Origin of the sequence: Geomonas ferrireducens (genome assembly GCF_004917065.1) — a bacterium.
Lineage (GTDB): Bacteria > Desulfobacterota > Desulfuromonadia > Geobacterales > Geobacteraceae > Geomonas > Geomonas ferrireducens.
This window is the reverse complement of record NZ_SSYA01000001.1, coordinates 503345-524709: the sequence shown is the minus strand read 5'-3', so window position 1 is coordinate 524709 and position 21365 is coordinate 503345. Positions and strand designations below refer to the sequence as shown.

14 protein-coding genes are annotated in these 21365 nt (G+C 60.4%); 2 read left to right on the top strand and 12 right to left on the bottom strand.

What is annotated here, in order from left to right; all coding sequences use genetic code 11:
- Positions 1 to 41: 41 nt before the first annotated feature.
- The 4 genes from E8L22_RS02365 to E8L22_RS02350 all read right to left on the bottom strand — a co-directional run bounded on the left by E8L22_RS02365 (position 42) and on the right by E8L22_RS02350 (position 4607).
- Entirely contained in the window at positions 42 to 317 is a 276-nt protein-coding gene (locus tag E8L22_RS02365) for a coiled-coil domain-containing protein (protein WP_136523675.1), read from the bottom strand.
- A gap of 289 nt (positions 318 to 606) precedes the next feature.
- Positions 607 to 1947, bottom strand: a complete 1341-nt coding sequence (locus E8L22_RS02360) for a porin (protein ID WP_136523674.1) — start codon at positions 1945 to 1947, stop codon at positions 607 to 609.
- A gap of 334 nt (positions 1948 to 2281) precedes the next feature.
- Positions 2282 to 2695 carry a methylmalonyl-CoA epimerase gene (gene mce, locus E8L22_RS02355; RefSeq protein WP_136523673.1) on the bottom strand — a complete coding sequence of 138 codons (414 nt, stop codon included), beginning with the start codon at positions 2693 to 2695 and terminating at the stop codon, positions 2282 to 2284.
- 259 nt (positions 2696 to 2954) lie between these two features.
- Entirely contained in the window at positions 2955 to 4607 is a 1653-nt protein-coding gene (locus tag E8L22_RS02350; RefSeq protein WP_136523672.1) for an acyl-CoA mutase large subunit family protein, read from the bottom strand.
- A gap of 415 nt (positions 4608 to 5022) precedes the next feature.
- Between E8L22_RS02350 and E8L22_RS02345 the strand changes: the two genes are divergently transcribed.
- A complete protein-coding gene (locus E8L22_RS02345; protein ID WP_129127294.1) occupies positions 5023 to 5226 on the top strand; it encodes a hypothetical protein in 204 nt (67 codons plus the stop codon).
- Between the two features lie 110 nt (positions 5227 to 5336).
- Here the strand turns inward: E8L22_RS02345 and E8L22_RS02340 are convergent, their stop codons facing one another.
- From E8L22_RS02340 to E8L22_RS02320, 5 genes are all read right to left on the bottom strand, one after another.
- Complete coding sequence (locus E8L22_RS02340) at positions 5337 to 8237, bottom strand: ATP-binding protein (RefSeq protein WP_136523671.1); 2901 nt, start codon at positions 8235 to 8237, stop codon at positions 5337 to 5339.
- Between the two features lie 146 nt (positions 8238 to 8383).
- Positions 8384 to 10108 carry an acyl-CoA carboxylase subunit beta gene (locus E8L22_RS02335; RefSeq protein ID WP_136523670.1) on the bottom strand — a complete coding sequence of 575 codons (1725 nt, stop codon included), beginning with the start codon at positions 10106 to 10108 and terminating at the stop codon, positions 8384 to 8386.
- Between the two features lie 614 nt (positions 10109 to 10722).
- Complete coding sequence (locus E8L22_RS02330; protein ID WP_136523669.1) at positions 10723 to 12003, bottom strand: (Fe-S)-binding protein; 1281 nt, start codon at positions 12001 to 12003, stop codon at positions 10723 to 10725.
- A gap of 110 nt (positions 12004 to 12113) precedes the next feature.
- The gene (locus tag E8L22_RS02325) at positions 12114 to 13490 is read right to left on the bottom strand and encodes an FAD-binding oxidoreductase (protein WP_136523668.1); all 1377 of its coding nucleotides are present in this window, start codon (positions 13488 to 13490) and stop codon (positions 12114 to 12116) included.
- A gap of 69 nt (positions 13491 to 13559) precedes the next feature.
- On the bottom strand, positions 13560 to 14840 hold the full coding sequence (locus E8L22_RS02320) for a nickel-dependent lactate racemase family protein (RefSeq protein ID WP_136523667.1): 1281 nt from the start codon (positions 14838 to 14840) through the stop codon (positions 13560 to 13562).
- A 448-nt stretch (positions 14841 to 15288) separates the two neighbouring features.
- Here E8L22_RS02320 and E8L22_RS02315 point away from each other — a divergent pair, with 448 nt between their 5' ends.
- The gene (locus tag E8L22_RS02315) at positions 15289 to 17331 is read left to right on the top strand and encodes a sodium-translocating pyrophosphatase (protein ID WP_136523666.1); all 2043 of its coding nucleotides are present in this window, start codon (positions 15289 to 15291) and stop codon (positions 17329 to 17331) included.
- Positions 17332 to 17439: 108 nt separating this feature from the next.
- Here the strand turns inward: E8L22_RS02315 and glgA are convergent, their stop codons facing one another.
- The 3 genes from glgA to E8L22_RS02300 form a co-directional block, all read right to left on the bottom strand.
- Positions 17440 to 19002 (bottom strand): glycogen synthase GlgA, encoded by a 1563-nt coding sequence (gene glgA, locus E8L22_RS02310; RefSeq protein ID WP_136523665.1) that lies wholly within the window; start codon positions 19000 to 19002, stop codon positions 17440 to 17442.
- Positions 19003 to 19090: 88 nt separating this feature from the next.
- Positions 19091 to 20350, bottom strand: a complete 1260-nt coding sequence (locus E8L22_RS02305; protein ID WP_136523664.1) for a M48 family metallopeptidase — start codon at positions 20348 to 20350, stop codon at positions 19091 to 19093.
- 101 nt (positions 20351 to 20451) lie between these two features.
- Positions 20452 to 21300 (bottom strand): DNA-binding protein, encoded by an 849-nt coding sequence (locus E8L22_RS02300; protein WP_136523663.1) that lies wholly within the window; start codon positions 21298 to 21300, stop codon positions 20452 to 20454.
- Positions 21301 to 21365: the final 65 nt, after the last annotated feature.

Here is a 21365-nt window from a genome sequence, read left to right as displayed (position 1 = left end):
TGTGACAGCTGTTTTTGGTTTCCAACTAGTACATTCTACCTCTAACTATCAGGTTTTTCCAGAGTGCGCAGCACGTCGCTTGTTTCTTTCAGTTTGTCCTGAAGTTTTTTCAGTTCCTGGGGGGTATAGACCCTGTTCCCTTTTTTGATTTCCCGATTCAGCTTGTAGATCCTCTGCTTGATGTCGTCGACCTGGTTCATGCAGTTCTTCGAGGCGAGCAGGCACTCGTCCTTCTGGTCGGCTGAGGTTTGCGCGAAAGCCGGTACCGAAGACAGCATAGACAGCCCGACGGCCAACATAATTGCCATCTTTCTCATACGGTTTCTCCTTCTTTTTTGGGATTAAAAACAAGTAACGATTCAACCACAACACCCATCATTGTCAACTCGGAGGCTAAAAAATATACGCTGAAAGGTTTGCAGTGGCTTAGGGGTGAGGACTTTGCTCAGAGAGAGGGCGTTGAGAAAGGGCGCGCGAGGAAAATACGTGCGGGACTGGGTGTGGCCAAGCGGACAAGCGGGACAGGACTGGCAAAGCCGATGCATAAGAAAAGGCCGGAGAGTTGCCCCTCCGGCCCTTTGCTTTGGATCTTTGTCTTGCCGGCTCTTAGAATGCGTAGCTCAGCTGGACGTTGAACAGGTACGGGTTGTCGGCGTCCGGCGCGGTTGCGTCGAAGTAGTTGCCGAGGAACACATAAGCGCCTGCGACGCTTGCAGTCAGGTTGTCGTAGACCTTGTAGCCGACTTGAGCGTTGATCTCGGTGCCGATCGACTTGTCGCCGGCGGCGTTTTTCTTGTTGGTCATCATGTAGCCTGCGTTGGCGTTGTAGAAGACCTTGTCCATGGTCCCCTCATAGCCTGCGAACACGCCGGTGGTGCCAAGACCTTTAGCGGTGTTGTCGTTGCCGAGCAGCGAGGTGGAGGTGTTGATCGCCTGGTTCGGACGCTGGAGCAGCCACATGTTGGCAGCGTTGAAGTAGGTGGTGCCTGCGGTGACGGTCTGGAAGCTCTTCACGTCGCCGGTGTTGTTGTTGTCGCCGGAGAGGTAGTATGCGGCGAGGTTGACGGAGCCGGGGCCGGCCTTAACTTTGCCGGTCGCACCGAACGCGTAGGCGGAGATGTCGGTGGTGCTGTCTTTATCGCCGAACTGGTACGCTGCGAAAGGCTTGATGACTGCGTCGCCGAACTTGAGGTCGGCGTTGACGCCGATCATGTGGAGCAGTTCGTAGTTCGGGATGGACACCGTCGGAGCGCTGGTCGATGCGGAGGTGAGCGCGGTGTCGTTCTGGATGTTGTAGTAGGACGCGCCGAGGGTGATGTCCTTGTTGAGGGCATACTTGGCGTCAACGACGATGAGGTCGTCGGTGAACTGGCCGGCGCCGACGGTCGGGGCGGCGTCTTTGGCGGTGTTGTCGTCGAAGCGGAACCAGCCGAGGGAGACGGTCAGCGGGTCGAATTTCTTGGTGGCGTAGACACCGGTCATGTCGGCGGAGAGGAAGAGGCTCTGGTATGCGTCGTTCCAGGGCTGCATACCGACCTTGAAGTTCGCGCCGGTGATCGGGCAGTTGAAGTCGAGGTAGATGTTTTTGGTCTCGAGGGTCAGCTGGTCGGCATCGAGGTTACCGGAGTCGTTGCCGGTGGTGATCCCTTTGTAGCCGCCAGTGACGCCGCCGAAGCGGGAGTCGAGTTCGAAGTGGGTGACGAGTTTCAGGTTGTCGTTGGCCTTGGCGATGTACATGATGCGGGCGCGCTGCTCGGCGAAGAAGCCGGAGTGTGAGTCGTCAGCGACCTGCACCTTGGTGTCGCCACCGGTGAGGGCGTTGGTCTGGAAGCCCATGAACTTGAACATCCCGTGGAACTCGTTCTCCAGCGCCATTGCCGGAACGGCAGTTGCCGCGCTCAGTGCGCTTACGGCTGCAAATGCAAGCAGTTTCTTTTGAAAGCTCATTGTCTACCTCCTGGTTGGTTGTTAAACACAATGTATTTGCTGCTATGCCGATTTTCGCCTAAAGGGCGAAACTCATTACGCAAAAAGAGCCCCCGGAACAGCCTCTGTTAATGAACAGGGCGCTGTGAGAGCTCTTGTGTTGGTGTCCCGCGGCTGTTTTGAGTCAGCAATGATTATCTCCTCGACATAAAAGCAGAACGTCACGCAGAGCAGCCTGTACAGCCTATCCCAATGAGCAAACCACTGTTATATAAATCTGGCGCCACTATATAATTATTCAAACAAATGTCAACAAAAAAAAATTCGACTCATGAGATATCGAATTCTGAATGTGTCAATGACAGTCGTCGTGCGTCTCACACAGTTCCGTCAGCACGCCGTTACTGCTCTTTGGGTGCAAAAAAGCAATGCGTGCACCATGGGCGCCGTTTCTGGGGGTCGCATCGATCATGCGCGTGCCGCCGGCGACCAGTCTGGCGATGGTGGCTTCGATATCCTTCACGCCGTAGGCCACGTGGTGTACGCCGGGGCCGTTCTTCTCGAGGAATTTGGCTACCGGGCTCTCCGGAGAGGTCGGCTCCAGCAGTTCGATCTTGGATTCACCGATGGATAGAAAAGCCACCTTCACTAACTGGCTGGGGACCTCTTCGATTCCTGCGAAGTTCATTCCGAGGGTGTCGCGGTAAAAAGGAAGTGCTTCTTCGATTGATGTGACTGCTACGCCGAGGTGATTTATCTTGTTGAGCATGCGTCTCCCCTGTTGCGTGTCAGAAAAAAATCCGACCGCGGTAAATAATACAGCAAAATGAAACGGGTGCAAGTTACAGTTCTGAAAAATTTGCTCAGTGTGAGCGGCCCGAGAAGTATTTCGGTGCAGGCATTGACTGTGTAGTCGGAAAAAACGGCGGCAAGAATCGTGGTTGTGTGGTTGCAACTGTCAGGAAGAGGTAGGTCCCTGCCGGAACAACGTGATGCTGCTCCGGCAGGAACTGTTTGCCTGCTTGTGGTTAAAGGACCACGGTTTCTCTGTGTACACCGAAGACGCCGCGCATGACATTGGCGATCTCACCGAGAGTCGCGTAGTTCTTAACCGCGTCGAGGATAAAGGGCATCAGGTTCTCGCTTCCCTTGGCCGCCTGCTCCAGTGCCTTGAGCGTCGTTTCGACTTTTGCGGTGTCGCGGGCGCCTTTCATCCTGGCAAGGGCTTCCTTCTGCTTTACCTCCACCTCGTCGGTGACCTTCAGAAGACCCTGCGGTGCACCTTCCTCGACGGTGAACTTATTCACGCCGACGATGATGGTCTCGTCCTTCTCGATGGAGCGCTGGTACGCATAAGCGGAATCCTGGATCTCCTTTTGCTGGAATCCCTTCGAGATCGCCTCGACCGCGCCGCCAAGCGAGTCGATCTTCTCGATGTACGCCATCGCCTGCTGCTCGATCTGGTCCGTCATGGATTCCACGAGGAAGGAACCGGCCAGCGGATCGATGGAGTCGGCGACGCCGGACTCGTACGCGATTACCTGCTGGGTTCTGAGTGCTATGCGCACCGACTCCTCGGTGGGGAGCGCGAGCGCCTCGTCGCGGGAGTTCGTGTGCAGCGACTGGGTGCCGCCAAGGACGGCGGCGAGCGCCTGCAGGGTCACGCGCATGATGTTGTTGTCGGGTTGCTGCGCGGTGAGGGTGCACCCGGCGGTCTGGGTGTGGAAACGGAGCATCTGGGAGCGCGGGTCCTTAGCCTTGAAGCGCTCGCGCATGATGCGGCTCCACATGCGGCGTGCGGCGCGGAACTTGGCGACTTCCTCGAGGAGGTTGTTGTGCGCGTTGAAGAAGAAGGCAAGGCGCGGCGCGAACTCGTCAACGTCGAGCCCCGCCTTCACGGCGGCCTCGACGTAGGCGATGCCGTCGGCCAGGGTGAAGGCGACTTCCTGCACGGCGGAGGAGCCCGCCTCGCGGATGTGGTAGCCGGAGATGGAGATCGTGTTCCATTTGGGAACGTTATCTTTGCAGTAGGCGAAGATGTCGGTGATGATGCGCATCGACTCCTTCGGCGGGTAGATGTAGGTGCCGCGGGCCATGTACTCCTTGAGGATGTCGTTCTGGATGGTGCCGGAGATCTTGTCGGCGGAGACCCCCTGCTTCTCGGCGACGGCGATGTACATGGCGAGCAGGATCGCCGCCGTGGAGTTGATGGTCATCGAGGTGGAGACCTTGTCCAGCGGGATCCCGTCGAATAGAACCTCCATGTCCGCCAGTGAGTCGATGGCGACCCCGACCTTGCCCACTTCGCCGCGGCTCATCGACGCGTCGGAGTCGTACCCCATCTGGGTCGGGAGGTCGAAGGCGATGGAGAGACCGGTCTGGCCGGCGGAGAGCAGGTACTTGTAGCGCTCGTTGGACTCGGCGGCGTTGCCGAAACCGGCGTACTGGCGCATGGTCCAGAACCTGCCGCGGTACATGGTCGGCTGCACCCCGCGTGTGAAGGGGTACTGGCCGGGGAAGCCCAAGTTCTCCCCGTAGCCCGGATAGTCGAACTGCGGCGCGTAGCAGCGCTCGAGTTCCATGTCGGAGCTGTTCTTGAACGAGCCCCTGCGCTCGGGCGCCTTGGCCATGCTTTTCTCAACTGCTGCCTGCCATGCCTGCTTCTTTTCCGAAATGCTCATGTTGCTCTCCTGGCGGTACCAAAGTGTTTGTGATGAGAGGTGAGGTCGAAAGACGTTTTTTGTTTACGCCAAATTTGCAAGAAAGGGAATTATTTTTTATTAACCGTATCGGCCGGGTTGAGCCGGGATGGCATTCCAAACTGTTTTATTTTTAGAATGCCGATTTAAATTTAAATATTGCTTTGTAAACAGTTGGTTATGTCGCCCGGTCTTGCCGGGCTTGTTCTAGCCTGTTTTATTTTTGACCGATTGGGTAAAATGTCGATCTGTCATACAAAACGAGATGTCCGGGGTAACATTCCGTTTTACAAAGACTTTCCGGATTATTTCTCTTGTAAAACAAACTTGGGCTTTCTATAGTTCTCTTCGACAAAAAAACAAAGAGCGCCCCGTCTGGGGCTGGAGGAGAACCAAAATGCAATGTCCCGTATGCAAGAACGATGAACACAACGGCATGGACCTTCGTGCCGGAGCCTTCAACGAAGACCTCGTCGAGTGCCCGACCTGCGGTACCACCTGGTCGGTCAACCACGGCATGATGGCCATCGTGAAGGACCCCCTTGCAGACACCTTCCTCGAGGCACTTTCCGGCGACAACATCTGCTTCGCCGCCGCTTGATACGCTGACAAAAAAACAACTGACCCGGCCGTATGCGCGGGGTCAGTCGATGAGGAAAAGGGCTCCGGATGGTTTTATCCGGAGCCCTTTTGCGTCGTGCAGACGACCCCCTAGATCACCGCTTTCAGGTACTCGGAGGTGATGGAGCGTTTCTCTTTCTCGAGTGCGTTGACGTCGACCTCGACGAACTTCTCGTCCGGGGTGACCTTGAAGAGCGGCTGCCCCTTGGAGACGATGGTGCCGTCGCCGGAGGTGACCAGGATCTTGTCGATCGTTCCGGAGAAGGGAGCGTACACCTTGTTGAACATCTTCATGACCTCGATGATGTAGAGCGGCTGTCCCTTCTCGAAGTGCATACCCTCGCTGACGAACGCCGGCATCCCCGGCGCCTCCTGGGCATAGTACATGCCGCCGCAGGCGGCGACGATCTCGTCGGCCTTGGTGGCCGGCGGCGGAACAAGCACCTTTTTCATGCGGGCCTGCAGGTCCGTATCGTTCAGGTACTCGGGGATGGTGATCTCAAGGTCCTCTTCGACGCGCAGATCCCAGAACTTGGTGTTCTGGCCCACGAGGAACAGCATGCCCAAAAGCTCCAGGCCTGCCTCGTAGCCGAAGTGGGCGGAACGGATCTGCTGCCAGGTGTCCGCGTCGAAGCCCCCCTGCGGCTCCTCCTTGTTGACGATCTCGTTCAAGGTGAAGTACTCGTCACGGGCCAGGCCGAAGTTCTCACGCAACGTTCTCGAGAAGCGCAGTGCCTGCTGCAAGAGCTCGTTGTCGTGGCTCCAGATGATCTCCGCCGCAGGCTTGTGCGGGCGGTGGTTCATGTGCAGGTACTCGTAGGTCTCGTTAAGAACACCTACCGGGTTTCTCAGCCAGACCACCTTGCCGTTGTCGATCCTGAAGTTCTTGGTGTTGATTGACAGCCAGCCGGAAAGGAGGTGCGGGTCGCCGAGCAGTCGCTCGATGGGGCGGATGATCAGGGTCCCCTTGCGGTCCAGAAGCGCCGACATGTTCTTCGATTCTTTTGCCGCAACCTCGGGTTGGTCGGCATAGGCGTCGGCCACCATCTTCGCGTAGTGCTTCTTCATCTGCAGGAAGGCGTACACCGGATCGAGCTTGTTCGCCTCCTCCTTCAGGGTGCCGACCAGGGTGAGGTACGGGACCACGAAGCGTGTGGTCGGCTTCGCCATCACGTTCCTGCCGAGGAACCAGTTCACCAGGCCGTAGTGGAACTCGAGGTTGGTGGCGAGGTCGGAGCCGCGCAGCGTGGTGGCGCGCAGGACCTCGGACATCTTGTCGTAGCTTGTCTTTCTGTCCTCGCCGGTGGTGAGCAAGAGGGCGATGTTGGAGTCGTAGGCGCCGGCCACCTTGTACTTCATGAAGATGCCGGTATCCGGGTTCAGCATGCTGATACCCTGGTCGTCGCGGATCTCACCTTCGATCGGTTTGGACCAGTAACGGATCATGCCGCCTGCGTGCGGGGAGAGAGAAGCGTCGGTGGCGTTCAAACGGGCCTCCACGGCGGCGTTCATGCGGACCAGACGCTGCGGTTTGGGCACCCGCTTCTTGTGGCGTGCGAGGAGTGCCATCGCCTCTACCAGGCTCTCGACCACGAAGAAGTCGTTGGCGTCGTCCGGGTTCACGAACTTGAGCGCGTAGCAGAGTTCGGTGACGCGGTGCTCAACCTGGATCCTCGTGTTGACCTCCATGAAGTAGTGGCGGTCGCGGTCGACGATGCACTCGAAGGTGGAGGCGGAGTCGAGCCCTACCGCCTTGCCGAAGCGCTCGGATTCCTCTTCCATTCGCTTCAGTACCTTGAGGTCGCTCTCGAGCGCCTTCACCTCGGCCTTGCGGCCGGCGGCCTTGGCTTCTTCGATGGCGGCCATGAGCCCTTCCTGGGTCACCGAAACCTCGAGGAGTTTCTGCTCGTGCATCTGCAGGGAGCAGTCGCGGCCGCCAAGGGCGATGCACCAGTCGCCGTTGCCGAGCAACTGGATCTCGTTGTGCCTCGTCTGCTCGATGTTGAGCTCGACGAGGACGTTCTTGTTGTCGCCTATGCCGTTGGCCTTGACCTCGTTCAGGATCTCGCGCACGAGACCCGGGGCGTCGGCTGCCGCCTTGGCGATGTCCGCGTCGGATGCGTTTTTCTTGGTGAGAAGCGCCGCGCCGAGGAGACGCTGCCCTTTTCCGCCGCCGCCGCCGATCGCCTTCAGGCGGACGCGGGACTGCGGGTGCTTCTTCAGCATCGCGGCGCATTCCGCCTCGACCTGTGCGCAGAGCTCCTCGATGGAGAAGAGGTCGACGCCCCTGGCGTAGGAGGCGTACAGGATGTGGTCCGCCAGGTCCTCCAGGGAGAGCTTCTCGTCGGCGAGGACTTTCGCGTCGCACTGAAGCCCGTCGGAGTTCGCGAGCGCGAGGAGTTTTTCCCGGGTGCCGTGCTTCTTCACGAGGGTACGGGCGGTGACGTTATCGATACCCGGGGTGACCGAGACGTTGACCGAGAGTGCGGTCCTTTTCGCCTCGTCCTTCTTGCCGGCGCCGGTCTGGGTGGCGGCACAGGGGCCGATGAAGGCGAGGCCTGCCTTCTCGATGGCGCCGACGAACTCGTCGTCCTCGGCCATGAAGCCGTAGCCTGCGAAGATGGAGTCATAGCCGTTGTCGATGGCGATGTTGATGATCTGGTGGATACGCTCGACGCGCTCCTCCTTGCTGGCGCCGGTGTAGTCGGGCACGCGGTGCACGCGCTTCGAATCGGTCAGGGTGCGCAGCTCAGGGGCCAGGGCGTTCGGGTACACGATCGAGTCCTTCTCGGAGAGGAGGATGCCGTAGTGGGTGATGCCCATCTCCTGATAGACGTCCATCGCCTCTTTCCGGATCGGGCCGCGGCAGACGATGAGCGGCTTCAGGTCCTCGCAGGAGAAGGAGCGGACCCACGCTGACTGCGAGAGGCCGAGTCGGCGGTCCCGGTGGATCATCGGGTTCTTGGTGTATTTTTCAGACGTGTGTGCCATCGATTTCATCTCCGTTACGTTATATGTCGCCGTCGAGGGGCGCACTCCCTGCAGGGCGGCCGTTCCCTGAGCGGCGAAACCTGCGGGCATACCGGGAGCCGTGCTCCCACCCTGAGCAATTCCAATTCCCAAGTCAGTAGTGGCCATTAGTGGAACTCCCTCTGTACGCCCTGCATCGGGCCGGCTTTGTAGTGGCGCAGGAAGAAGTTGATGTTCTCACCGAGCACCTTCCTCAGGTCGGTCGGCATGACCAGCGAGGAGATGGAGCCCAGGGAAAGGGCCTCTTTCGGGTTCATCAGTTCCTTCTCGTAACGGGAGTTGAGGAGGGCCTCCTCGGCCTTGAGCCATTCAGCGGCTTCCTTCTCGGCGTCCGCCTTGGCGGCTTCCGGTTTGACACCGGCGTCGATCCTCTCCTGGGTGCCGCGCTTGACGCGCTCGATCACGGCGTTTCTGACCTTCCTCAGCTCGTCCTTGTAGACGAACTCCTTGCCGGCCGGGCCCATGACGGCGAGGCGGGTGGTGGGGAGGGCGAGGACCAGGTCGGCGCCGGTCGGGTAGTTGTTGTAGGAGGCGTAGGCGCCGCCGTAGGCGTTCCTGAGGATCAAGAGGATGCGCGGGGTGCGGATGTCGACGATGGAGTCGAGCATGGCGCGCCCGGCCTGCACGATGCCGCGTGCTTCCTGCTCGCGGCCGGGGAGGAAGCCGGTGGTGTCTTCCATGAAGATCATCGGGATGTTGTAAATGTTGCAGAAGCGGTTGAAGCGGGCGATCTTGTAGGCCGCGTCGCAGTCGATCTGGCCGGAGTCGACGGCCGAGTTGTTGGCGACGAAGCCGACCACGTTGCCGCCCAGGCGACCGAAGGCGGTGACGACGTTTCTCGCGCGGTCGCGCTGCATCTCGAAGTAGTCACCGTGGTCGCAGATCTGCTGGATGATGATGGAGACGTCGAACGGCGTGTTGAAGCCGGTCGGCGAGTTGAAGGCCTTCTTGAGCAGCGTGTTGATCTCCCAGGTCTTTCTGTCCAGCGGATCGCTGGTCTCCTGGTAGGGGGCCATCACCGAGTTGTTGTCCGGGAGGTAGTTAAGGAGCATGATCGCGGTCCTGAGCGCTCCCACCTCGTCCTCTACGGTGAGGTCGGCGACGCCGGACTGGCCGTGCACCTTGGGTCCGCCGAGGTCCTCCGGCGTTACATCCTCGCCGAGGACGCTCTTGACGACGCCCGGGCCGGTGAGGCCGAAGAAGGTGTCCTTCGGCTGGATCACGAAGCTACCCTGGCGCGGCAGGTAGGAGCCGCCGCCGGCGTTGAAGCCGAACATGCACATGATGGAAGGGACCACGCCGGAGATCTTCCTGAGCGCGGTGAAGGCCTCGGCGTAGCCGTCGAGGCCGCCGACGCCGGCGGGAACGAAGGCGCCCGCGGAGTCGTTCATGCCGATGACCGGGATACCCTTCTCGCCTGCCATGTAGAAAAGACGGGCCAGCTTGTTGCCGTTGGTCGCGTCCATGGAGCCGGCGCGAACCGTGAAGTCGTGGCCGTACACGGCGACGTCGCGACCGTGGATGTTGAGGATGCCGGTGACGAGGGAAGCGCCGTCCAAGTTCTTGCCCCAGTTCTGGAACAGGATGTTCGGCTCCTCTTCGGTGAGGACGCGGATCCTCTCCCATACCGTCATACGTTTTTTAAAGTGCTGTTTCTCGATCTGGTCGATGCTCACCGACTTGATGGGGCGCTGGATCAGGTCGTAACCTGCCTGCATCGCCTCCTCATAGCCGCCCGTGGCACGGGAAATCTCGCCAGGGATATTGAATTCAACCTTCTCCGCTACGTCAAACGGGTTTTTCAGTGAGGGCTTGGTTATTTTATTCGACATTGGTGGCATCCTTCCTGGCGTTGTGATTTTGCATCTGTTTCGGGGGTGCAGCGCAGCTCATCTACTTCCTCCTGGTTTGATATTAAAAAAGTGTTGCACTTTGGTTCGTCAGTTATCGAAAACGTCAACCTCCGGGCGGTAAGGGAGGCTCTTGTCGTGGCCGCCCGTTTTAGGCTGCCTGAAACCGCGGCTGGAATCCGGCGGTCGCCGTCCTTCGTGCGGGGGCGGGGCCGGGGGCACGATCCGGAGGCTAATGCTTCGGTATTAGTGGCTTTTGGTGAATCGGAAGGGGTGGTGCGGCGAAGAGTGGTACTGTCGGTCGGGCCGGTGTATCGTCCTTTTCACGTTTCGTGCAGTCCTCGAAATTTCATTTTAACTAAAAGAGCATTCGGGCTGATGGAACCTGGCCTGGGTGCGCCGGAACAGCTAATGAGGCTTAGTAAAACGAACTGTTGTTTTACTTTTTAGGCGCGTACCCTTCATAAGGTTTTGCTGTAAAAAAGTCAATAAGAAAAAGCGTGTATACGGCCAAAGTGCTGGAAATACGGTGGTTATAGGGAGAGTAAAAAAATAGGAGGGTGAGGAGGGGAGGAAAAGCTGACAGGGGGTGCCTGTCAGCTCCTGATTTTGCGCGCTAAAAGCTCGACGGTATGTAATACCCTCGTTTTATCTCCGGCCTGTTTAAGGCCGTCGGAGAGTTGCATGATGCATCCGGGACAACCGGTGACCACGGCGTCGGCGCCGGTCTCGATGATGGCCGCACTCTTGCCGGCGTTGATGTCGAGCGAGCTCTCGTAGTGGTAGACGTTGAAGGTCCCGCCCAGGCCGCAGCAGCGGTCCGCACCCTCCATCTCGACCAGTTCAAGTCCCGGCGTTTCTTTCAAAAGGGCGCGCGGCTGTTTGGCGATCCCTGCGGTCCTGTGATGGCAGGGGTCGTGATAGGTGATGCGCATCCCCTCCGCGGCGCCGGTCTCCTCGGGATGCAACCCGAGTTTCTGCAGCAAGACGGCTGCGTCGACGGTCCGGTCCGCGAGGGCCTGCAGGCGTTCTTTCAGTTCCGGGTTTCTCTTCCCGATCACCAGGGGATAGAGCTTGTGCAGCGCCCCGCCGCAGGTGGCGCAGGCGGTCATCACGTAGTCCGCCGGGTACTTCTCCAGCGCCTCCAGGTTCTGCTCGGCCAGTTCGCGCACCGTGTTGAGGTCGCCGCCGGACATGCCGGGGAGGCCGCAGCACTGCTGCCCCTGCGGGATGATGACCGTGCATCCCAGATGCCGGAACAGGGCGAGCGTCGCCTCACCGATCTCGGTGTAGACGAAGTTGGTCATGCACCCCACGAAGAAGACGATGGTCGGTTTGCCCGGCTCCCCCTTGATCACCTCGGGGTGGCGTTTCATAAACGGCTTTTTGGCGATTTGCGGGACGTGGCGGCTGCCCCCCAGAAACGGCATCGGGAAGCGGAGCCTGAGGCCCGAGGTGGAGGGTACCTTCCTGAAGAAGATGGGGCCCAGCACCGCGGCGGCGAGTGCGCCGAAGTTCATCAGCTTGCGGTTTCTTATCACCTGCCCCACCGCCTTGTGGAAGGTGGTGAGGCCGCGGCGCTGTGCGAGAGCTTCTCTAGCCGCGATGACGATCTCGTCGGTGGGGACCTGGTTCGGACACTTGTCGACGCAACTGCCGCACAGAAGGCACTTGGACATGGCCGCGTAGGTGCCGTCGTCGAGCGTGATGTCACCCTTCGCCAGGTGTTGGGCGAGAGCCACCTTGCCGCGCGCCGTTGCCGGTTCGCGCTGGAAGGTGCTGAAGGCCGGGCAGTTGGCGCGGCAGGCGCCGCACTTCACGCATTTCTTCATGTCTTGAGCTACCCGCTCGAGCGGGTCGGTTTGCTTCTTGGTCATGCTGGGGTCTCGCTTTTAATGGCAATGGGAGCCATGGGACTTATGGGAGGCCTGTGAATAATGGGACCTCTCGTTGTCAATCCCCCATCGTCAGTTGTTAATTGATTGTCTTACGGCAGCATCTTGCCGGGGTTCAGGATGTTGTTCGGGTCGAGGGCGCTCTTTATCGCTTTCATCGCGGTTATCTGCTCGGCATTCAGCTCCATCGGTATGTAGGGCTGCTTCGCGAGCCCCACGCCGTGCTCGCCGGACATGGTGCCGCCCAGATCGAGCGCCGCCTGGAACACTTCCTTGATCGCCTCATGCGCCTTCTCAAGCTGACCCGGCACGCTCTTGTCGATCATGATGTTCACGTGGATGTTGCCGTCTCCCGCGTGACCGAAGTTGACGATGGGGATGTCGTAGCGCTGCTGGATCACCTCTATGCGCCGGATTACGTCAGGCACCTTGCTCCTCGGTACCACGATGTCCTCGTTGAACTTGTCCGGGTTCACGTCGCGCAGGGACGGAGAAACCAGGCGGCGCACCTTCCAGAGCTCCTCGCTCTCGGCGGCATCCTTCGCCACCCTGAACTGCACGAGCCCCAGGGGCTCGATCAGCTTGTGGATCTCTCCGGCCTGCTTTTCGATCAGGTCGCGGTCCCCGTCCACTTCGATCAGGAGTACGGCACGCGCGCTGTCGGGCATACCGAGGTTGAAACGGCGCTCGACGCAGGTGAGTGTCGCGTGGTCCATGAATTCCAGCGTGGTCGGGATGATCTTGTTCTTGATGATCGTCGAAACCGCGCGCGCCGCACCGTCGATGGAGTCGAAGACGGTGAGCATGGTCTTCTTGGCATCGGGGTAGGGGAGGAGTTTGAAGATGATCTTGGTGATCACGCCGAGCGTCCCCTCGGAGCCGCACAGGAGCTTGGTCAGGTCGTAACCAACGACACCCTTAACGGTCTCGCCCCCGGTGCGGATGATCGCGCCGGTCGGAAGCACCACTTCGAGACCCATCACGAAGTCCTTGGTGACGCCGTACTTGACGGCACGCGGGCCGCCGGCACACTCGGCGACGTTTCCGCCCAGGGTGGAGAACTTGAGCGATGCGGGATCGGGCGGGTAGAAAAGACCTAGCTTCTCGACCGCCATCTGGAATGCCTCGGTGACGACACCGGGCTCCACCTCGGCCACCAGGTTGTCGATGTCGATCCTAAGGATGCGGTTCATCCTCGTCGTGACGAGTACGATCCCGCCTCCCTTGGGGAGGGCTCCGCCGGTGAAGCCGCTGCCGGCGCCGCGCGGGAAGACCGGGAGCTTCACCTCGTTGGCGAGCTTAAGGATCCTGGAGACCTGCTCGGCACTGTCCGGGTGCACAACGGCGTCGGGAAGAAATTCCATCTGGGTCGCATCGTAGCCGTAGCAGATGAGATCCTGGGCTCCGGTGGCGATGTTCTCTGCGCCGACGATGTCGGTCAATTGCTTCAATACGGTTGCGTCTAGCATTCAAAGATTTCCTTTCGTTCATAGCCCCTCCCAACTGTAGTGTGGAAGCCGAGAGGGGGATTTCATTTCCTAAGTCTTCAGCACCGGCAGTACCGTTCCCCCTGCCGGGATCACGTACGCCTTGAATTGTTCAGGGAGCATGGGGCGTGCGACGTCCAGCGCCGCATCCAGCGTCGTCGCCGGGACCATCCCCATGGTGCGCACCTCTTCATCGGGCAGAACGGAGACGAGAACGATGCGGAAGCGCTCCGCCTTCTCCTTCACCGACCAGGCCGTTTGTCCGTTGATCTCGTAGTGCTTCCTGAGGGCGGACTCCAGTTCGGTGCAGGTTTCGTAGCCGAACCAATTGAAAAAAGTGGCGTTGCCGTAGCCGTCGCGGCATTCGGCCAAAAGGACCATGACCCCGCCCGGCTTGAGCGCTCGGCTTGCATATGCCATCGACTTGTGGGCCTGGATCAGGTTGATGTCCTTGGGAAAGCCGCCGCAAGAAACCACCACGAGGTCCGCTTGTTCAGCGATGGGGGCCGAGAAGGTCTCGGCGTAGAAACGGCATCCGGCGCCATGGGCCTCACGCCAGTCTCCGGCGAAGGCTGCGATGATCTCCTTGTCGCCTCCCAGCACGGTGTTGAGGATGAAGCTCGGAGGCCGCATCGCGCAAGCCTCAAGCATCGCCTCGTGCACCGGGTTCCCCTCCAGGTTTCCGGTCACGGCTTTGGGATGCCGGCCGTTTCCCTCCTCCGGGTTCAGGACCGAGAAGTGGCTTGCCATGCAGCTTTTACGGCTGGATACGCCGGGAAGCATGCTCTTGCGGCCGCCGCCAAAGCCGGCGAAGTAGTGAAAAGTAACGGCGCCGGTCAGGATGAGTCGGTCCGCTTCGGCGACGCGCCGGTTGATCTCGACGGGAACGCCGCGTGAGGTGTCGCCCAGGTACACGAGCTCGCCGGGGTCGTCGCAATCGTGGTCGGTGACCTGGATCCGGCCGTAGAGTTCGCCGACGATCCTCCTGTGCTCCGCCGCGGTCTGCTTGCGGTGAATCCCGAGTGCGACGACGATCTCGATGTCGCGGTCCCTGATTCCGACGGCGTTCAGTCTGGAGACAAGCAAGGGGAGGTAGATGTCGCTTCCGGTGGGGCGGGTGACGTCGGAGGTGACGATCACCACCCTTTCGCCGGCGGCGAAGCACGCGAGAATCCCGGCGCAGTCGTCAAGCGCACGCTCGACCAGCTCGGCCGGCGTTCCCTCTGGAGTGCAGGGGCGGGGGCGCAGCACGGAAAGGACGTGTTCCGGAGCAAGATGCAAAGGATAGCTGTGATCGCCGCATTTAAGATCAAGCATCGGGTTATGATACATATTCGACCTCCGTTAAGCAACTGTTTACCGGATCGTGTTGTGGGATAAGAAACTGAAGTGACTGGCATAGATGCTTTCATGCCGGTCGGCTGGTACAGGGGGGGGAGCATGATCGTCGCCCCGACAGTACCAACATCCTATCAAGCTCGTATGCGGCAGCCACCCTTTGTCTGTCGGCAAGAATATGGGGCGGGCGTCTGAATGGCCGCTTGCCGCTTGAGTGACGACGCCTTCCTTGCATCTATTAGAGGTTCAGCCAGAGCGTGCCGAGGTGCGGTCGACACAGAGTATACGCCATTGAGATGAGAGTATTCCAAGAAATCGCCTTCAGCGGTATGAATTAGATTGACAAAAAGGGGTATTTTCGATAACAATCACCCGTTTTTGTCACCATATTTAGAAGGCACGCCTTTTCTTGAGGCATATCTAAATAGGAGGAATTTTTTCAATGGAACAGTATGCAGTAGTCTTCGCCCTGGTCTGTGCCGCGGCAGCAGTCGCCTACGGCCTGATCTCGGCCCAGTGGATCCTGGGGCTCCCCCAGGGCAACGAGCGGATGAAGCAGATCGCTTCCGCGATCCAAGAAGGCGCCGGCGCCTACATGAAACGTCAGTACACCATCATTGCGGTGGTGGGCGTCGCCATGTTCGTGGCTCTCTTCGCCTCCCTCGGTTGGAAAACCGCAGTCGGCTTCCTGGTCGGCGCCGTGTTCTCCGGCCTCACCGGCTTCATCGGGATGTTCGTCTCGGTGCGCGCCAACGTTAGGACCACCGAGGCTGCCAAGTCCGGCATCCACAAGGCCCTCAACGTTGCCTTCAAAGGCGGCGCCATCACCGGCATGCTCGTCGTTGGTCTGGGCCTTCTGGGCGTTGCCGGCTACTACATGTTCCTCCAGCAGATCATGCCGGGCGCACCGGTCAAGGAAGTTGTCGGCCAGCTGGTCGGCCTCGGCTTCGGCGGCTCGCTGATCTCCATCTTCGCCCGTCTGGGCGGCGGCATCTTCACCAAGGGCGCTGACGTCGGCGCCGACCTCGTGGGCAAGGTCGAAGCAGGCATCCCCGAGGACGACCCGCGCAACCCGGCCGTCATCGCGGACAACGTGGGCGACAACGTCGGCGACTGCGCCGGTATGGCCGCCGACCTCTTCGAGACCTATGCCGTCACCCTGATCGCAGCCATGCTGCTTGGCGCCATCACCTTCGCTAACCCGGGCGCGGTAAGCTACCCGCTGATCCTGGGCGGTATCTCCATCATCGCCTCCATCATCGGCACCTACTTCGTGAAGCTCGGCGCTTCCGGCAAGATCATGGGCGCCCTCTACAAAGGCCTCATCGCCTCCGGCGTGATCGCCTGCATCGCCTTCTACTTCGTCACCGTGCAGATGTTCCCGCAGGGTCTCGCCGAGGCAAACGGTACGGTCATCTCCGCAACCAACATCTTCATCTCCGCCATCGTCGGTCTGGTCGTCACCGGTGCCATCTTCTGGATCACCGAGTACTACACCTCGACCGAGTACGCCCCGGTCAAGCACATCGCCGAGGCCTCCAAGACCGGCCACGCCACCAACATCATCGCCGGTCTCGGTATCTCCATGAAGGCGACCGCACTTCCGGTCATCGTCATCTCCGCAGGCATCATCGTCGCGGCTAACTGCGCGGGCGTGTACGGCATCGCCATCGCAGCGGTTTCCATGCTCTCCCTGACCGGCATCGTCGTCGCCATGGACGCTTACGGCCCGATCACCGACAATGCGGGCGGCATCGCCGAGATGGCTGAACTGGACGACTCCGTCCGCGCCGTCACCGACCCGCTCGACGCGGTCGGCAACACCACCAAGGCGGTCACCAAGGGCTACGCCATCGGCTCCGCAGGTCTCGCGGCCATCATCCTGTTCACCTCCTACGTTCAGGAGCTGACCATCGCTGACAAGAGCTTCTCCCTCTCCGATCCGAAGATCATCGTCGGTCTCTTCATCGGCGGCATGCTCCCGTACTACTTCGCCGCGATGTGCATGGAAGCGGTCGGTAAGGCAGGCGGCGCGGTCGTCGACGAAGTCCGTCGCCAGTTCCGCACCATCAAGGGGATCATGGAAGGCACCGGCAAGCCGGACTACGCTGCCTGCGTCGACATCGTGACCAAGACCGCTCTCAAAGAAATGGTCATTCCGGGCCTCATCCCGATCCTCGCCCCGATCGTCGTCGGCTTCACCCTTGGTCCCAAGGCTCTGGGCGGCGTGATCGTCGGTTCCATCGTCACCGGTATCTTCGTGGCTATCTCCATGACCACCGGCGGCGGCGCATGGGACAACGCGAAGAAGTACATCGAGGACGGCTACCACGGCGGCAAGGGTAGCGAAGCCCACAAGGCTGCCGTTACCGGCGACACCGTAGGCGACCCGTACAAGGACACCGCCGGCCCTGCGGTCAACCCGATGATCAAGATCATCAACATCGTGTCGCTGCTCATCGTTCCGCTTTTGAACAAGATGTAGCACCGGCTTTTGCTGAAATGAAAAAGGCGTCCCGGATTTCCGGGGCGCCTTTTTTCGTTGCGACGTGTCTTTCCCCGTCGGCTGCGCGGGGGGGCGACGGCCAGGGTGTCACGCCTGCGGCTGGAACCGTTCCGTACTCTCCTGTGGGACTATCCTCTTCTGACGGCTTCGCTCCTGAAACACCTGCTGGAAGCCTTCCTCGCCAAGCTTTCTCCGCATCCCTTCCAGGTACAAGCGCTCGTATTTCTGCGCGGCCTCCTCCCAGGTGAACCGCTTCGCCATCGCGTTTTGCCGCAGCACCTTGATCCCCTCCGGATCGTGGTACCAGGTGTGCACGGCCCAGCCGACCGTGTCGAAGAGGGCTCCCGCGTCAAGTTTCCAGAACTTGAAGCCGTCGCCGGTGCGCTGGGCGGCGTCGAAGTTGTCGACCGAGTCATCCAACCCGCCGGTCGCGCGCACGATGGGAAGGGTGCCGTATCGCATGCTGTACATCTGGTTCAGCCCGCACGGCTCAAAAGCGGATGGCATCAGGAAGAAGTCGCACCCCGCCTCGATCCTGTGGGCAAGAGCGTTGTCGTAGCCGATGCGGCAGGCGAAGCGATCGACACGTTTTGCCGCCATTCCGCCGAAATAGAAGTGCGCCCACGGCTCCCCGGCGCCCAAAAGAACCAGTTGGATGTCGAGGTCGAGAAGGCGCGGCAGGGCTTCGGCCAGTACATCGATCCCCTTCTGCTTCACCAGGCGCGATACCAGGCCGATGAGCGGGACGTCTTCGCGCTCCGGAAGCCCTAGCGAGCGCTGCAGCTCCCGCTTGCACACCTTTTTGCCGCTCATGTCCGAGGCGCTGAAGTTGGCCGGAAGCAGTCGGTCGTCTTCCGGATTCCACTCGCCGTAATCGACACCGTTCAGGATGCCGGAGAGCACGTCGGAACGCTCGCGCACCACCCCCTCCAGCCCCCAGCCGTACGCCTCGGTCTGGATCTCCCTGGCGTATCCCTCGCTCACCGTGTTAAGGAGCGTGGCGTGGTAAATCCCTCCTTTAAGGAGGTTCACCTGGTTCTCCTTCTCCAGTTCGAGGAAGTTGAAGTGCTCCCAGCCGATGCCAAGGACGTCCATGGCCCCTTCGTAGAAGCTCCCCTGGTGCTGCATGTTGTGGATGGTGAGAAGGGATGCGGCCCGGCCCAGATGATGGTCGTGGCGGTACCAGGTGTTCATGAGCAGCGGAACGGCTGCGGTGTGCCAGTCGTGGGCGTGCACGAGGTCCGGGGTGAACCGGATCATCTTGCAGATTTCCAGGCCCGCCTTGGAGAGAAAGATGAAGCGGTTGTCGTTGTCCAGATACCCCTGGTTGTCCGTCTCGTACAACGAGTCGCGCCCGTAGAAACTTTCGTGCTCCAGGAAGTAGATCGGCACGTCGGAGCCGGGCATCCTCCCCTCGTACACGCCGCAGTACATGTTGCCGATGATCCCCATGGGGACCGTGAGGGTCCCCGGAAGCAGGCGAAGCCCGTAACGCTCCCGGTCCACCTTGTAGTAGCGCGGCATGACCACGCGCACGTCGTGTCCGCGTGCCGCCAGGTAACGGGGGAGGGCGCCGACTACATCGGCTAGGCCCCCTTCCTTCGCGAAGGGGACGGCTTCGGATGCGGTGATCAGGATGTTCAGGCGCATGTAATCGGCTCCAGTTGCAGGTCTCTTGACGGCTCAAGCCTTCCAAAAATACCAGAACGGGGAGTTAGGCGCAATGAGGTTGTGTTAATTATTCCGACGCAGTTTCCCGTTCCGCCGCGCGCAGTGCCGCCACTCGCGCGGCCGCCGGCGGGTGGCTGTAGTAGAACCAGGCGTAAAACGGATGCGGATGCAGGTTGGACAGGTTTTCCTTGGAGAGTTTGACGAGGGCCGAGGCGAGCGCGCCGGGGGTGCCGGAAAGCGCGGCGGCGAAACCGTCCGCCTCCCACTCGTTGCGACGCGAAAGCCAGGCCCCGAGCGGAGTGAGCGGGAAGGAGACGAGCGAGAACAGGAAGCTCACCATGAGGATCTGCGCCATGAAGGATGCCTCGCTAAGCCCGAAGAGCGCGGGAAGTCCGCCCCTGGCAAGCAGTAGGTGCACCAGGAAAAAGAGTGCGAGCGCCCCCGCCTCCATGAGCACCAGGCGCTTCCAGATGTGCCCTTTTTTCCAGTGCCCGGCCTCGTGCGCGAGAATGGCGAGCACCTCGGGGCGGTCCATCTGTTCGAGGAGCGTGTCGTACAGCACGATCCTTTTCACCCTGCCGATGCCGGTGAAGTAGGCGTTGGAGTGGAGGCTGCGGCGCGAGGCATCCATCTGCTGGACGTCCTTCACGCGCAGACCGGTTCTCTCGAGCATCCTCCTGATCTCCTCGGCAAGCTCCTCGTCCTTGAGCGGCTCGAACTTCGAGAAGAGCGGCTCTATGATGTAAGGCGAGATGTAGATCATCGTGATGGAAAAGAGGGCGAAGAAGGCCCAGACCCAGAGCCACCACAGATCGGGGGAGTGATCGACGAGCAGAAGCGCCGCCGAGATGACGATGCCGGTAATGACCGCGGAGATCAGGGTGGATTTTAAGAAGTCGGAGAGCCAGATGCCCGCGGTGGTGGTGTTGAAACCGAAGCTCCTCTCCAGCCGGAAGGTGCGGTAAAGCGAGAAGGGGATCTCGAGGACCTCCTGCACGAGGGTGAGCACCAGCATGAAGAGAACGCCGCGCAAAAGGAAGGAGCCGGTCAAAGAACCGATCCAGGCATCGTATAGCGGCAGCAGCGGGGTGAACATGAAGAGCAGCAAAAATGCGCTGTCGAAGATGGATTCGATGAGCGCGAGCCTGCTCTGTGCGAGGGTGTAGCGGGACGATTTTGCCAGGGCGTCCGCGTCGACCGCACCCTCGAACCCCTCCGGGACCGTAGCGCCGTAGCGCTTCAGGTGGCTCAGGTTCATAAAGCGCAGCAGGCATACCGCGGCGAAGCGGCAGAAGTAGAGTGCTATTAATAGCGATGTGGTCGACATGGTCTGTGTCCCTGTCCCGAGTCCCGGAAAGTTTTTGTGCACGATCAAAAAAGGCCCTCCGCGAAACGGAGGGCCTTTGCCGGTGCATGTAGCGAGCGGCGTTACTTCATCACAATACCCTTCTCGATGATCGCGTTGTAGCGGTAGCCGCCGCCGAAGTCCTTGTCCTTGGCGAGGGTGCCGGTAACGGTGATGATATCGCCCTCTTCGGCGTTGTCGTTGGTGGTAACGACGAGGTCGTTGGTTTTTTTGCCGTCGCTGCCGGTGCCGTCCTGCAGGTGCACCCAGTTCCTGTTCATGATGGAGGCTGCGACCTTGACGACCTGGCCGCGGACCACCACCTGCTTGCCATCCAGGGCGGCGCGCTTGGAGAAGATCTCCTCGACGGTGTAGGCATTGGCGCCGTTTGCCTTTTCAACTTTGATCGGGTCGCCGGGGGCGGCCTTCTTCGCCTCTTTCTGGGCGGGCTTTGCCGGGGCGGTGGCGGCAACGTCCGGTGCGCTGCAGAACAGGATGGTGTCGAACTTGCGGTTCAGCGTCTTGCTCTGGAAGTTGGTCATCGGCATGCAGTTGTGGAAGGAGAGGTTCTCGCCCACGCGGGTCTCGAGGACCGGATAGGCAACCCAGGTCTTGGTGCCGTTGGACTCGAGGTTGGCGTAGGTATACCCCCCGGAGTTCATGGTTTCGACGACCTTGCCGGCCGCGTTCGGGTTCGCTTCCGGGGTGCCCGGAGCAGGGGTTCCCGCCATCATCATGCTGTGCCCGCTCTTCTGCACGGACTTGCTGATGGCCTCGGCCTTCTTCGCCATTGCTTCAGACGCGCCGGGAGCGGTGGCTGCCTCTACTTTGGTATCCGCCTTTTCAGGCGCCTTGGGTGCGTCTGCACAGGTTCCTGCGACGGGCAGTGCCAGGGTTACAAGGACCGACATAATAGTTGAATAACGCTTCATGGAAAGACTCCCCGATCGAGATGCCGCGCAAGCGGCGCAAAACTGCAGCTTTGCGCCGCGTACCA

What these genes read in the sequence shown, in the direction of transcription:
- E8L22_RS02365 (WP_136523675.1), bottom strand. Translation starts at nt 317, where the DNA reads ATGAGAAAGATGGCAATTATGTTGGCCGTCGGGCTGTCTATGCTGTCT.
- E8L22_RS02360 (WP_136523674.1), bottom strand. Translation starts at nt 1,947, where the DNA reads ATGAGCTTTCAAAAGAAACTGCTTGCATTTGCAGCCGTAAGCGCACTG.
- mce (WP_136523673.1), bottom strand. Translation starts at nt 2,695, where the DNA reads ATGCTCAACAAGATAAATCACCTCGGCGTAGCAGTCACATCAATCGAA.
- E8L22_RS02350 (WP_136523672.1), bottom strand. Translation starts at nt 4,607, where the DNA reads ATGAGCATTTCGGAAAAGAAGCAGGCATGGCAGGCAGCAGTTGAGAAA.
- E8L22_RS02345 (WP_129127294.1), top strand. Translation starts at nt 5,023, where the DNA reads ATGCAATGTCCCGTATGCAAGAACGATGAACACAACGGCATGGACCTT.
- E8L22_RS02340 (WP_136523671.1), bottom strand. Translation starts at nt 8,237, where the DNA reads ATGGCACACACGTCTGAAAAATACACCAAGAACCCGATGATCCACCGG.
- E8L22_RS02335 (WP_136523670.1), bottom strand. Translation starts at nt 10,108, where the DNA reads ATGTCGAATAAAATAACCAAGCCCTCACTGAAAAACCCGTTTGACGTA.
- E8L22_RS02330 (WP_136523669.1), bottom strand. Translation starts at nt 12,003, where the DNA reads ATGACCAAGAAGCAAACCGACCCGCTCGAGCGGGTAGCTCAAGACATG.
- E8L22_RS02325 (WP_136523668.1), bottom strand. Translation starts at nt 13,490, where the DNA reads ATGCTAGACGCAACCGTATTGAAGCAATTGACCGACATCGTCGGCGCA.
- E8L22_RS02320 (WP_136523667.1), bottom strand. Translation starts at nt 14,840, where the DNA reads ATGTATCATAACCCGATGCTTGATCTTAAATGCGGCGATCACAGCTAT.
- E8L22_RS02315 (WP_136523666.1), top strand. Translation starts at nt 15,289, where the DNA reads ATGGAACAGTATGCAGTAGTCTTCGCCCTGGTCTGTGCCGCGGCAGCA.
- glgA (WP_136523665.1), bottom strand. Translation starts at nt 19,002, where the DNA reads ATGCGCCTGAACATCCTGATCACCGCATCCGAAGCCGTCCCCTTCGCG.
- E8L22_RS02305 (WP_136523664.1), bottom strand. Translation starts at nt 20,350, where the DNA reads ATGTCGACCACATCGCTATTAATAGCACTCTACTTCTGCCGCTTCGCC.
- E8L22_RS02300 (WP_136523663.1), bottom strand. Translation starts at nt 21,300, where the DNA reads ATGAAGCGTTATTCAACTATTATGTCGGTCCTTGTAACCCTGGCACTG.